This is a genomic window from Methanothermobacter sp. EMTCatA1, assembly GCF_002356395.1.
GTDB classification, from domain to species: Archaea; Methanobacteriota; Methanobacteria; order Methanobacteriales; family Methanothermobacteraceae; genus Methanothermobacter; species Methanothermobacter thermautotrophicus.
The window spans coordinates 1,207,572-1,221,086 of sequence record NZ_AP018336.1 but is presented as its reverse complement, the minus strand read 5'-3'; the positions used below and the strand labels follow the sequence as shown (position 1 = coordinate 1,221,086).

The window sequence follows — 13,515 nt, the reverse complement described above, 5'->3', positions numbered from 1 at the left end:
CGCGTTTTTTATGTTGACATCGCAACTGGTAATGGAAGTTAACACCAATTTTATATTGTCATTGCAACTATTTTCCTATTGGAGATGATTTTCATGGTCAGCAATCAGGATTATACCGAGAAGATCAGACAGCTTATGAAGGACCATAACAGCTGGATGGAGTCAAGCATTAACCTCATAGCAAGTGAAAACATAACGAGTTCACGGGTGAAGGAGGCACTCCTCTCGGATCTATCCCACCGATATGCAGAGGGCCTCCCCGGTGAAAGACTCTATGAGGGATGCAGGTACATCGACGAGATTGAAGAGTTAACAATTGAACTTTCAAAGAGGCTCTTCAGGGCGGAACATGCGAACGTCCAGCCAACATCAGGTGTCGTGGCAAACCTCGCCTGTTTCTTCGCCACAGCAGAGGTGGGCGACCCCATAATGGCCATGGAGGTCCCCTACGGAGGACACATATCCCATGCCAGGGTCAGCGCAGCCGGTGTAAGGGGTTTCCAGATATACACACACCCCTTTGACTTTGAGAACATGAACATAGACGCCGATGCAATGAAGAAGAAGATACTGGAGGTTAAACCAAGGATAATACTCTTCGGCGGAAGCCTCTTCCTCTTCCCTCACCCTGTGGAGGAGGCTCTTGAGGCCGCCGAGGAGGTGGGGGCAAGGATAATGTACGATGGTGCCCACGTCCTGGGCCTCATTGCAGGGGGCTACTTCCAGGACCCACTACGTGAGGGCGCCGACATGCTTGTTGGAAGCACCCACAAGACCTTCCCGGGCCCACAGGGCGGTATAATCCTCTGCAGGGAGGAACTTGCAGCTGACATAGATGAGGCGGTGTTCCCCGGACTTGTGAGCAACCACCACCTCCACCACGTGGCCGGCCTTGGGATAGCAACGGCAGAGATGCTGGAATTTGGAGCTGAATATGCAGCCCAGACAATCAATAATGCCAGGAAACTCGCTGAAAACCTCCATGAACTCGGATTCAACGTGTTATGTGAGCACCTTGACTTCACAGAGTCCCACCAGGTGGTGATGGACGTCTCTGATATTGGAAGGGCAGCAGAGATCTCAAAGAGGCTCGAGGCCAACAACATAATACTCAACAAGAACCTCCTCCCATGGGATGATGTGAACAGGTCAGATGACCCATCAGGGATACGCATAGGTACACAGGAGATAACAAGGAGGGGCATGAAGGAGTCAGAGATGTCAGAGGTTGCAGAGTACATCAAGAGAGTTGTTATGGACGGAAAGGATGTCAGGGACGAGGTTGCAGAGTTCATGTCATCATATACCCGGGTCCACTACGCCTTTGAGGACTCGGAGGCCTACAAGTACATGGAGATCCAGTAGATGAGGATTGCCTGGGCATTCACAGGTGCAGGCCACCTCCTCCTTGAAAGCGTCGAGGCCCTTGAGGCCATGGTTGAAGGGGGACACGAGGTGACCATTCTGCTCTCAGGCGCAGCGGAGGAGGTCCTGAGGATGTACGGCCTCCTTGAAAGGGTTAAAAGACTTTCAGGGGGTTACTACCGGGAACTCATAACCGAGGACCAGGAGGGCTACAGTTTCCCCATAACAGGTAGGCTTTCCATGGGAAGATACGATCTCCTGGTGGTCTCACCTGTAACCTCCAACACCGTGGCCAAGGTCGTCCACGGCATAGCAGACACCCTTGTCACCAATGCAGTTGCCCAGGCAGGCAAGGGTGGGGTGCCGGTTTACTGTGTACCCGTTGACCTTGAGGAGGGCGACGTTGAGACGGTTCTGCCATCAAAACTTGAACTTGAACTCTGCAGAGGATGTGAACCATGTCTTGCAGCTGCAGCATGCCCCGAGGACGCCATAGTTCCGGGTGTTGAGATAAGACTACTCAGCTGCAGGGGCTGCGGCGCCTGCAGAACAGCCTGTCCCCACGGCGCGGTCTCAGGGGGCCGGATCATAACCATACACATGAGGGAAGTGGATATAAGGAACACAGCAAGACTCGCTGCAATGGATGGAATAAGGGTTTTCGCAAAACCCGGGGAGATTCTGGAGAACATGGCGCACAGTCATATCTAAGCAGGATAATACAAAAACCATCCGGCAGCTATTCAAACACCGAAAGGCACCCTGATCAGTCTTAATAATAGACAATAAAAAAAACCAAAAAACTTAATTTTTTTCAGGACCATATAAACCTCAGGGGTGTTTTTTATGGAGGGTAAACGAATAGATTTTCTTCTGGAGGAACTCCGGAACCCGGACTGGGTCGTGCGTGAGGATGCCGTGGAACTACTTGCAGAGGTGGCTGACCCACGTGCAGTGGGGCCACTCATTGAAGCCCTTGATGATGAGGACTACCATGTGAGGGAGGCTGCAGCGCTCGCCCTTGCAACCTTTGATGATAGGATGGCGGTTGAACCACTCAGGGAGCACCTCTCGGATGATAAACCTGGAGTCAGATATGCGTGTGCACTGGCCCTCGGGATACTGGGTGATGAGGATTCAATCCCGGACCTTGAGGAGCTCCTTGATGATGAGAGCCCGATGGTTAGGAGGGTGGCTGAGGTCGCCATTTCTGAGATAAGGAAACGTGCAGCTTAGTTCTGAGTTCTGCTCTGGCTGTTGCTATCCGGTATGAGCATCTGGCAGATCACCTACTGAAATCATATCAGGACTGCAGGTCCCTGAATTCGATTGTATCCCCAACCCGGGTCCCTGAATCCCTGATCTTTCCCTCCCTGAGTTCTATAACATACCTTGCGGGTTTCCTGGGGTTGTAGATCTGCCATGGCCTGAGGGTTACACTGTCAACGACCCGCATATCTCCATCAACAAATAAAACGTCCAGCGGGACAAGCATGAAGAACATGTGTATCCCTGAGCCATACCTCCCCCTCCCCACAGGTATCTCCAGCACAAGTCCGGTTTCAACGTCCCTGCGTAGCATCAGGCCCCTGAAGCGTGACATGAATGTCCTGGCAAATCTGACGGCACCCAGACTGGTGCCCCGCGTCTTATTAATGACCTCTCTCTTCATCATAATTTCTCCTGAACTGGATGTATATACTTATTTATATCATCACCCCAAAACCATAAACCATTACTGTGGATATTCATCAGGAGGTTATCACTGTGAGAAATATTATCGTTGAACCCCTTAACCAGACACCAATCGAGGATCAGAAGGTGGAGATAGTTGAAAGGAAGGGCATAGGGCATCCGGACAGTATAAGTGACGGGATCGCGGAATCAGTGAGCAGGGCCCTATGCAACGCCTACCTTGACAGGTTCGGTGCAATAATGCACCACAACACCGACGAGGTTCAGATAACAGCCGGCGAATCAGCCCCCCAGTTCGGAGGCGGCGAGGTCATAAAACCCATGGAGATACTCCTCACAGGGAGGGGCATAGCAGAGGTTGATGGTGAGAAGATAGGCCTCGACAGGATAGCCATCTCAGCGGCCAAGGAGTACCTGAGGGAGAACATACTGAACCTTGATGTTGAAACCTGCGCCGTGGTTGAGTGCAAGATCGGCCATGGCTCAGGGGACCTCAGGGATGTATTTGCCAGGAAGGGCAGGGCACCCCTCTCAAACGACACATCCTTCGGTGTTGGATTCGCTCCCTTCTCAGAGACAGAGAGGATAGTCATGGAGGCAGAGAACCTCCTGAACTCACCCGAATTCAAGAAGAAGCACCCTGCCGTTGGTGAGGACATAAAGGTCATGGGGCTCAGGGAAAATGATAACATCACACTCACGGTCGCCTGTGCAATGGTTGACAGGTACGTCTCAGACCTCGAGGAGTACCTGGAGGTCAAGAACGTTGTGAGGGATGAGGTCTTCAAAATCGCCTCAAAACTCACAGACAGGAACCTTGAGGTCTTTGTCAACACCGCCGACCGCTGCGAGGATGATGAACCCTCAGTCTACATCACTGTAACAGGGACCTCCGCAGAGATGGGTGACGATGGATCAGTTGGAAGGGGTAACAGGGCCAATGGACTCATAACACCCAACAGGCCAATGTCAATGGAGGCAACATCAGGTAAGAACCCCATAAACCATGTGGGTAAGATCTACAACCTCCTCTCAAACCAGATGGCCGGAGATATAGTTGAAAGTGTTGAGGGTGTTAAACAGGTCCACATAATGATACTGAGCCAGATAGGAAAACCGATTGACCATCCAAAGGCTGCAACAGCCCAGGTGATCCTTGAGGACGGGTATACAATGGATGAAGTCACAGGGAAGGTTTCAGGTGTCATGGACGCCTGGCTGGAGGACATACCCAGCATAACCGAGATGTTAGTGAAGGGACAGCTCAGGACCTTCTAATATCCAGCTGAGGGAGAAACACATGCCAATCCAGGAAGCCGAAAAATCCTACAGACCCCACAGGATCGAGGAGAAGGTCCAGAGTTTCTGGGAAGAAAGGGACATCTATGAACGGGTGAAGGAACTGAGGGAGGATAGGCCACGCTATTCATTCCTTGACGGCCCACCCTACTGCAGTGGAAGGATTCACCTCGGCACAGCATGGAACAAGATAATGAAGGATACATACCTCCGCTTCAAGTCAATGAAGGGGTTCAATGTCAGGAGGCAGCCTGGATGGGACACCCACGGTCTCCCCATCGAACACAAGGTCGAGGGACTCCTTGGTGTCAGGAGCAAGAAGGACATTGAGGACAAGATTGGAATCGAGGAATTCGTCAACAAATGCAGGGAATTTGCAGTTGAGAATAAGGCAGTCATGACAGGCCAGTTCCAGCGTCTGGGTGTATGGATGGACTGGGATGACCCCTATGTAACCTTTGACCCCGCCTACATGGAATCATGCTGGTGGACCCTCAAAAGGGCCCATGAAAAGGACCTCCTTGTGAGGGATCTGAGGGTCATAACCTGGTGTCCACGCTGTGAAACAGCCCTGGCCCTGGCAGAGATCGACTACCATGATAAGGAGGACCCATCAATCTATGTGAAGTTCCCTGTTTCAGGGGACACCCACATACTTGTATGGACAACCACGCCCTGGACTCTCCCTGCGAACATGGCGGTTGCGGTCCACCCGGACTTTGAATACGCCTACGCACGCCTTGATGGAGAAACCTACATAATGGCAGAGGCTCTGGTCGAGAAGGTTCTTGGTGAAGAAGCCGAGATCCTGAAAAGGGTTAAAGGGACCGAACTAGAGGGTTTAACCTACAGGCACCCCCTCGATGATGAGGTACCCCTCCACAGGGAGATTGAACACAGGGTGATCCTGGGGGACCACGTAACCCTGACAGAGGGGACAGGCTGCGTCCACACAGCACCGGGGCATGGTCCAGAGGACTTCGAGATAGGTAAGAAGTATGGTCTTGAGGTCATCTGTCCGGTGGACGAGGCAGGCATCTTCACAGAGGAAGCAGGAAAGTACTCTGGCCGCTTTGTCAAGGATGCCGACGAAGACATAATAGCTGACCTCAGATCAAAGGGTCTGCTCCTGAAGGCCGGGACCATAAGCCACAGGTACGGGTTCTGCTGGAGGTGCAAGACACCAATAATATACCTTGCAACAGAGCAGTGGTTCCTCAAGATAACCGAGATAAAGGATAAGATGCTGAGGGAACTTGACAGGGTCCAGTGGGTCCCCTCATGGGCAGGGGAGAGCAGATTCAGGAACTGGATAGAGAATGCACGTGACTGGACCATCTCAAGGCAGAGGTACTGGGGAATACCCATACCAATATGGATATGTGAGGAATGTGACAGCATACACGTGGTTGGATCCATAGATGAACTCAGGGAGCTGGCGGTGGAGGGAGAACTCGAGGGAGACTTCATCCACAGGCCCCACGTGGACAGGATAGTCCTTGAATGCGGTGAATGCGGTGGAAGGATGAAGAGGACACCTGACGTCCTGGATGTCTGGATAGACTCCGGGGTGGCTGGCTGGGCAGCCCTCCACTACCCCTCAGAGACAGAACTCTTCAGGGAATGGTTCCCCTACGACTTCATAACCGAGGGCCATGACCAGACCCGTGGCTGGTTCTACTCACAGCTGGGATGCGGTGTCATAGCCCTGGATGAGGTCCCCTACAGGAGGGTCCTCATGCACGGCTTCACCCTGGATGAAGAGGGCCGTAAGATGAGCAAATCCCTGGGAAACGTTGTTGAACCCGAGGATGTCATAGAGAAGTATGGTGCAGACGTCCTGAGATTCTATCTCCTCTGGGCAAACAAGCCATGGGAGGACCTCAAATTTGTATGGGATGAGCTCAGGAACGTCAACAAAATGTTCAACATACTCTGGAATGTCTATGTATTCGCAACAACCTACATGTCCCTTGACAGGTTCCAGCCAGGAGACCACAGTGCTGAGGATCTTAGCTTCAGGGATGAGGACCGGTGGATCCTCTCAAGGATCAACTCCGTGGCCCTTAAGGTCACAGAGGCCATTGAAAACCTCCACTTCCACAGGGCCACCCGTGAAATCCATGACTTCATAGTGGAGGACCTCAGCCGCTGGTACATAAGGCTGATAAGGAGCCGCACCTGGATAGAGAGGGACGACCCCGATAAACTCGCAGCCTACCACACCCTCTACACGGTCCTCAAGACCCTCATAGTCACCCTATCACCGATGGCACCCCACGTATGTGAGGACATCTACCAGAACCTTGTAAGGGGAGCTGAACCGGATTCACCAGAGAGCATACACATGCTTGACTGGATCCTGGATGAGGGGGCAGTTGACAGCCAGCTTGAGGCCGATATGGATATCGTCAGGGAGATAATAGAGGCCTGCGCAAGGGCCAGGGACACAGCAAGGTACAAGCTCAGATGGCCGGTCAGGGAGATGGTGGTGGTGTCTGAGGATGAAGGTGTTCTGAAGGCCGCAGAGTCCCTCAAGAACGTCATAGCAGAGCAGGCCAATGCAAAGTCCATCAAAACCTCAACGGAGTTCCCTGACATGAAAATAATAGCCAGGCCAAATCCAGCAACCCTGGGGCCCAGGCTGAGGCAGGACATGCCCCTGGTGATGAGGGAACTGGAAGGCGCAGACGGATCAGCAGTGAAGGCTGCACTGGACTCCGATGGTGAGTTCACGGTTGAAACTGATGGCAAGAAATTTAAACTCACATCTGAGGATATTGTATTTGAAACAGAGCTTCCAGAGAATATAGTGAGCGCTCAGTTCGATGGGGGAAGCGTTTTCATCGACACAGAGCTCACACCTGAGATCATGAGCGAGGCAATGGCCCGGGAACTTGTAAGGAGAATCCAGGATATGAGGAAGGACCTTGACCTGGACGTTGAGGCCAGCATAGAGGTGTCAGTTAAATGCAGCGAAGAATTCAGGGAACTCACAGAACCCCAGAGGGAGTTCATAGAGAACGAGGTGAGGGCCAGCACACTATCCTTTGATTACTCTGAACTCGAATACACCAAGGAATGGAAGATATCAGACGAAAACCTGATAATATCAATAAAACCTGCAAAGGTGTGAAAATGGTTTTAACCGATTCTGAAATGGAATTTATAAGGAAGGAGCTTGGGAGGGACCCCAACCCCCTCGAGTACGGGATGCTGGATGTCATGTTCTCGGAGCACTGCTCCTACAAGAGCAGCCGACCGGTCCTGGGCCTCTTCCCTACAGAGGGCGAGGATGTCATAATCGGCCCGGGTGATGATGCAGGTGTTGTGGAGATAACCGATGAACTGGCACTGGTCATCGGAATTGAAAGTCACAACCACCCCTCAGCCATAGAACCCTATGGTGGCGCAGGTACAGGTATAGGGGGCATATTAAGGGATATAATCTCAATGGGGGCCATGCCGGTGGCTCTCCTGGACTCACTCCGTTTCGGATACCTTGAGGACCAGAAGTCAAGGTACCTCTTTGAGCACGTTGTCAGGGGAATATCAGACTACGGGAACCGTGTGGGCGTACCAACAGTTGCTGGCGAGGTCGAATTCGATGAAAACTTCCAGCTGAACCCCCTCGTAAATGTTATGTGCGCGGGACTTGTACCTAAGAATGATATAAAGCGGGGAATCGCCCCCCGCCCCGGCGACGTCTTCCTCCTCATGGGGGGAAGGACAGGAAGGGACGGGATACATGGAGTAACCTTCGCATCCGAGGAGCTCACAAGTTCCTCTGAACTCGAGGACCGCCCCGCGGTCCAGGTGGGGGATCCCTTCACAAAGAAGATGGTCATGGAGGCAAGCTTCGAGATAATGGATGAGATAGAGGTCTCAGGAGTCAAGGACCTTGGAGGGGGAGGTCTGACCTGCTGCATCTCCGAACTGGTCGCCAAGTGTGACAACGGTGCAAGGGTCAGCCTCGAGGCCATACCACTGCGGGAGGAGGGGATGACCCCCTATGAGATCATGCTATCAGAGTCACAGGAGCGCATGATCTTCGTGATGGCACCAGATGATGTTGAGGCTGCAATGGAAATCTGCAGGAAATATGAGTTACCAGCAGCGGTTATAGGTGAGGTTACAGACACAGGCAGGATGATCGTTGAGAGCGAGGGCGAGGTTATAGCTGATCTACCAGCAAAGCTCCTGGCGGACCCTCCAGTGGTTGAGAGGGAAGCCAGAAAGCCCCAGCTACCGGAGGGACAGGTGGAGGTTAAGCATCCCCCCCTTAAGGACACACTCCTGAAGCTGATATCATCACCAAACATTGCAAGCAAGCGCTGGGTTTACAGGCAGTACGACCATGAGGTCCAGATAAGGACCGTCGTAAAACCAGGGGACGATGCAGCCGTCCTGAGGGTTGATGGCACAACAGGGGTTGCACTCACCGTCGACTGCAACAGCATCCACACGAAGCTCGACCCCTACGGTGGAGGCGCGGCCTCGGTCGGGGAGGCCATAAGGAACGTTGTATCAATGGGGGCCTGGCCTGTCTGCATAGTTGACTGCCTCAACTTCGGCAACCCAGAGAAGCCTGAGGTATTCTGGCAGTTCAGGGAATGTGTGAGGGGCATGGCTGATATGGCAGAAACCTTCAGCACCCCCGTTATAAGTGGTAACGTGAGCTTCTACAATGAGACAGAGGGCGTCACCGTGAACCCATCCCCTGTGGTGGGTGTGGCAGGTAAACTATCCCTTGATAGCATAAAGACCTTGGACTTCAAGGACGAGGGGGAGGAGATAGTGGTCATCGGGGAAACAGGGCCGGAACTGGGCGCATCAGAGTACCTGAGGACAGTTCATGGTATCGTGGATGGAAAACCCCCTGAAACAGATCTTAAGGCAGAGTTTGAAGCTGCAAAGGCAGTTAAGGAGATAATCGACGGGTCCGGAAATAAGGTGACAGCGGTCCATGACTGCTCAGCCGGGGGAATAGCTGTGGCAGTGGCTGAGATGGCCATAAAGTCAGGCATCGGGGCCAGGATAGACCCCATGAAGATCCCTGGCAGATTCAGGAACATCCACGAGGCCCTCTTCTCAGAGTCCAATGGAAGGTACATAATGACCGTGAGGGGATCAGCCAGGGACATACTGGGCGGGCTGGATGTCCCATGGGCTGTTATTGGAACCACCGGCGGCAGGACCCTTGAATTCGGCGATGTGGCCCTGGACATCTCAGAACTTGATGATGCCTATCACGGCGTGATTGAGGCATACATGTCCACATAGGTGTTCCTTTGAAATACCGGAGGGAATTCTTCAGGCAGCTGATACATGCAACCGGCATAGTCTTCGTGATCCTTGCAGGCTACCTGGACACCACCTCCATGATAATCCTCTCCCTTGCAGCAGCCATATGTGGGGAGATCATATTCCAGCTTGACAGGAGATTCTACCTGCCCTTCTTCTCAGTAATCCTGAGGGGCTGCAGAAGGGATGATACTGAGAGGGGCTTCATTTACTATTTCATTGGCATGACCCTCACCTATTCCCTCTTTGGATTCAACATGGCTGTGGCCAATGCAGCCATCATCATACTGACACACGGAGATTCACTATCAACCATAATCGGGAGGAGGTTCGGGAAACACCCCCTCCCACTTAAACATGATAAGAGCATTGAGGGGTCAGCAGCATTCCTTGCAGCAGGATTCCTGGGGTCCCTTTTCTTCGTTGAACCCATACATGCCCTCACAGGCGCCATCACAGGCATGCTGGTGGAGGCATACACACCGGTGGAGGATAATATAGTCATCCCCCTTGTGGTGGGGGCTATTCTACTGATTTAAATGTCCTTACACCGGGACACAATTAGTTATTTTCAGTTTATGTTAAGTTTATAAGCGATATTCAGTTTTGAGAGGTTTTTCTGTTCAGAGCCTTATAACGCCCTCCCTTCTGAAGGAGACAACGGCTGCCAGGAATATGAGCACCGAGAAAACTGTAGATGGTACCATGTCATAGATAATCCCGGGGTCCAGGTGGGGTCCTGATGACATTTTAACAATTAGCAGGCTGGGTATGAACCTTATTAGGGGGTTGAGGGCACCCATATCCATGAAGAGCGGCACAAAGAGGATAAAGGTTGCAAAGAAGAGTACAACGGTAATTGCTGAGTTGGCCTCCTTTGTGCTGTCTGCAAGGATTGATATGAACAGACCCACACCAATGAATCCAAGACCTGTAATGAGGAGGAGAAGGGCCAGTAATGGCATGTTATACACAGGTACCCTCAGAAGGACCAGGAGTCCAAGCCAGAGCATGCTCTGGATAAATGAGAATACCAGTGATGGCAGTATCTTACCGAGGATTATCATGGTCTCGGAGAGGGGTACCATGAGCAGCACCTCAAAGGTCTTCCGCTCCTTCTCTCCCACGACACTGTCCGTTACCATGTTGCTCCCCAGGAAGAAGGGGAGGAAGACAACGAAGGGGAGGATGAAGCCGTACATTATCTCCACAAAGTAGGAGCTCTCAAGGGCAAGGGGCCTGTAGTCCTCCCTCCTGATGGGGACAACCTTAAGCTTCACAGGTTCCTCAAGGGCCTGGATTGTCCCGGCCGGGAGTCCAGACTCCCTGAACCTTTTCTGACTTATATACCATGAAGCTGCGCCCTGAAGCCTTTCGCTCATGATTGTGTAGAACACGCTGGAGGTGTCGGCCTCTATCCTCACGTCTCCTCCACTCAGGTAGACGATGGCCACAACCTCTGATCCAAGGCTCTTCCTGGCGCTCTCAATGTCACTGAATTCCCTTACACTGAGACCCTCCCTTTCAAGGCCCTCAGTGAGGAGCCCGTCACCATCAACCACACCGACCTTCAGGAAACCTGAACCACCCCACCTCTCTATCAGCTGGGGGTCGGCAGCAACCGAGCTCACAATGGCGAGTCCATAGGCCCCCAGTATTATTATGACCTGAACGAGGATGAGAAGCATGTAGATCCTGTTGGAGAATATATCACGGGCCTCCTTAAGTGCCAGTGCTTTCAGTTTCATGGTTTCACCATTAACCTCAGTATACCTGGTCTGGGACCGAATACCACATCATCCCTCCCGAACAGCCTGACTGCAAGGCCATAGAATATGATGCTGAGTACCAGGATTGAGATGGCTGGAGGAATGATGTCGGAAGCCCCCAGGGCCTGGCCCGATATCATCTTTATTGTGAGTGTCATGGGTGAAACTGAACCTGATGAACCTGCCATGTAGGCCAGGGACGGGGCAATGAGGTACGCTGCAGATATGATGTAAGCCAGGGTTATCCCTATACCAGCCTCACGGTAGTTCCTTGCATAGACAGATATGAGGGCGGTGAGCCCCACAACCGGAGCCGATGAGGCAACAACTGTGAAATAGGCGCCCAGGGGGTTGACCATATGGAACCCCAAGGCAATGATCAGGATCATCCATACACCGATCTGGAGGGCAAGTACAGTGATCACCGAGAGGCACTTACCGAGGATGATCTCTGAACGCCTGACCGGCATGGCAAGGAGGGCCTCCCCGGTCTTCCGCTCCTTCTCACCCACGATACTGTCCACAACAAGGTTACCGAACAGGAAAACAGGGAGGAAGAGGAGGATTGAAACCATCACCCTTGTCACAAGCTGAACCGGGAGCGGCTCCCCACGGGTCTCCTCCCTGACCTCCGGGGCAGGACCAGGCGATTTCACAAACTCCTCTGATATCAGGCTGGAGGCCCTTTCAACAGCGGCTTCAACTTCATCCCGCACCACACTCCTCCTGGGATCCGAGTAGTCAAGGTAGAGGGTTGCATTGAGGGGTATGCCCGTGAAGTTGTCAACCACCAGCACGGATCCAGCATCCCCTCCCTCACGAATATCAAGGACGTCAGGGTTAAGCTGTCCCTGGATCAGGCCGGAGGGATCAATGACACCGAGCTCTGCAAATCCGGTGAGGGATGGTGTGAGGGCTTCACCACTCTCCAGCACATCGGTGAATCCACTGAACATGAACAGTGTTAAAATCAGGACAGCTATCTGGAACAGGAATATGAAGAGAAACTTCCGGCTTCTCAGCGTGCTCCTCAGTTCCCATTTTGCCACCTTGAGGAGATTCATCCTGACCCCCTGAGGCTCTCTATAAAAACATCGTTTAGTGTGGCCTCCCGGGTGTTAACCCCTGATACGTTGGCCCCGAGTTCCGTTATAACACCCGATATGGCCCCCCGGTTTTCAAGGGACACCCTGAGTGTGCTGCCATCAACTTCAACGGATTTTACACCAGGGATCATCATGAGATCACCCTCACCTACAGAGGAAATGTCCCTCACCTTCACCTCAAGGACCAGGTCCCCCCGGATCTTTGATTTCAGTTCATCAGGTGTTCCAATATCCAGTATCCGGCCCTGGTTTATTATTGCAACCCGGTCACAGAGGTACTCAGCCTCCTCCATGTAGTGGGTGCATAGTATCATGGTCTTTGATCCCTTCAGGTCCCTTATGAACTCCCTTATTGAGAATGCGGTTGCAGGATCAAGGCCCATGGTTGGTTCATCGAATATTATGATGGGAGGGTCATGTATCAGGGCCCTGGCTATACCTATCCTCTGCCTGAGGCCCTTGGAGAAGGTGTTGATGGGGTCCATGGCCCTATCGGTCATACCAACAAGTTCAAGGAGCTCAGCTATCCTGTCATCAAGCACATCCCTGGGGACACCGTAGAGTTCACCAAAGTATCGGAGGAGGTCCCCTGCCCTGAAGCGCTCGTAGAGGTTGGGCTCCTCTGGAAGGTAACCTATCATGGACTTGACACTGAGGGGGTCCTCTGTGACGTCATGGCCCCCCACCCTGACGGTCCCGGAGTCAGGGTGAAGTATGCCAGCTATTATACGTATGGCCGTGGTCTTACCGGCCCCGTTGTGGCCGATGATACCCATGAGCTCACCCTCAGCCACACTGAAGCTCAGGTTATCAAGGGCCCTGATCCTCCCAAAACTTTTACTCACAGATTCAACCTCTATCATGGAGCCTCCCGGACCACAGGGGTCCTCGTAGAGATATCATGTTCATCCATTGAGTCCCCCAGTCAACCACTGGAGGTCCCCTGCTGTAGCGATAACATTTTTATCGAGTGCATC

The 13,515-nt window shown here is 52.6% G+C and carries 11 protein-coding genes; 7 read left to right on the top strand and 4 right to left on the bottom strand.

Going from position 1 to position 13,515, the window contains the following annotated elements; genetic code table 11:
• The first annotated feature begins 93 nt into the window (after positions 1–93).
• The 3 genes from glyA (at position 94) to tca_RS06590 (ending at position 2,601) form a co-directional block, all read left to right on the top strand.
• Positions 94–1,365 carry a serine hydroxymethyltransferase gene (glyA, locus tag tca_RS06600; RefSeq protein ID WP_048061037.1) on the top strand — a complete coding sequence of 424 codons (1,272 nt, stop codon included), beginning with the start codon at positions 94–96 and terminating at the stop codon, positions 1,363–1,365.
• Complete coding sequence (locus tca_RS06595) at positions 1,366–2,076, top strand: dihydromethanopterin reductase (acceptor) (protein WP_010876991.1); 711 nt, start codon at positions 1,366–1,368, stop codon at positions 2,074–2,076. It begins immediately after the preceding gene.
• 135 nt (positions 2,077–2,211) lie between these two features.
• A complete protein-coding gene (locus tag tca_RS06590) occupies positions 2,212–2,601 on the top strand; it encodes a HEAT repeat domain-containing protein (RefSeq protein WP_048061036.1) in 390 nt (129 codons plus the stop codon).
• A 67-nt stretch (positions 2,602–2,668) separates the two neighbouring features.
• Here the strand turns inward: tca_RS06590 and tca_RS06585 are convergent, their stop codons facing one another.
• Positions 2,669–3,040 (bottom strand): DUF192 domain-containing protein, encoded by a 372-nt coding sequence (locus tca_RS06585; protein ID WP_010876989.1) that lies wholly within the window; start codon positions 3,038–3,040, stop codon positions 2,669–2,671.
• A 92-nt stretch (positions 3,041–3,132) separates the two neighbouring features.
• Here tca_RS06585 and tca_RS06580 point away from each other — a divergent pair, with 92 nt between their 5' ends.
• The 4 genes from tca_RS06580 to tca_RS06565 are packed head-to-tail and all read left to right on the top strand — an operon-like array spanning position 3,133 to position 10,202.
• Entirely contained in the window at positions 3,133–4,338 is a 1,206-nt protein-coding gene (locus tca_RS06580; protein ID WP_048061035.1) for a methionine adenosyltransferase, read from the top strand.
• Positions 4,339–4,360: 22 nt separating this feature from the next.
• Positions 4,361–7,495, top strand: coding sequence for an isoleucine--tRNA ligase (ileS, locus tag tca_RS06575; protein WP_286708736.1), 3,135 nt, complete (start codon positions 4,361–4,363; stop codon positions 7,493–7,495).
• Between the two features lie 2 nt (positions 7,496–7,497).
• The gene (gene purL, locus tca_RS06570) at positions 7,498–9,642 is read left to right on the top strand and encodes a phosphoribosylformylglycinamidine synthase subunit PurL (protein ID WP_010876986.1); all 2,145 of its coding nucleotides are present in this window, start codon (positions 7,498–7,500) and stop codon (positions 9,640–9,642) included.
• Between the two features lie 8 nt (positions 9,643–9,650).
• Complete coding sequence (locus tca_RS06565; protein ID WP_286708735.1) at positions 9,651–10,202, top strand: diacylglycerol/polyprenol kinase family protein; 552 nt, start codon at positions 9,651–9,653, stop codon at positions 10,200–10,202.
• Between the two features lie 84 nt (positions 10,203–10,286).
• Here the strand turns inward: tca_RS06565 and tca_RS06560 are convergent, their stop codons facing one another.
• From tca_RS06560 to tca_RS06550, 3 genes are read right to left on the bottom strand one after another with little or no spacing between them, the layout of a single operon-like run.
• On the bottom strand, positions 10,287–11,411 hold the full coding sequence (locus tca_RS06560) for an ABC transporter permease (RefSeq protein ID WP_010876984.1): 1,125 nt from the start codon (positions 11,409–11,411) through the stop codon (positions 10,287–10,289).
• Positions 11,408–12,496: an ABC transporter permease gene (locus tag tca_RS06555; protein WP_286708734.1), complete on the bottom strand. Its 1,089-nt coding sequence runs from the start codon at positions 12,494–12,496 to the stop codon at positions 11,408–11,410. Before tca_RS06555 ends, tca_RS06560 begins: the two co-directional genes overlap by 4 nt.
• Positions 12,493–13,401: an ABC transporter ATP-binding protein gene (locus tca_RS06550; protein ID WP_286708733.1), complete on the bottom strand. Its 909-nt coding sequence runs from the start codon at positions 13,399–13,401 to the stop codon at positions 12,493–12,495. The genes tca_RS06555 and tca_RS06550 overlap by 4 nt, the downstream gene beginning before the upstream one ends.
• Positions 13,402–13,515: the final 114 nt, after the last annotated feature.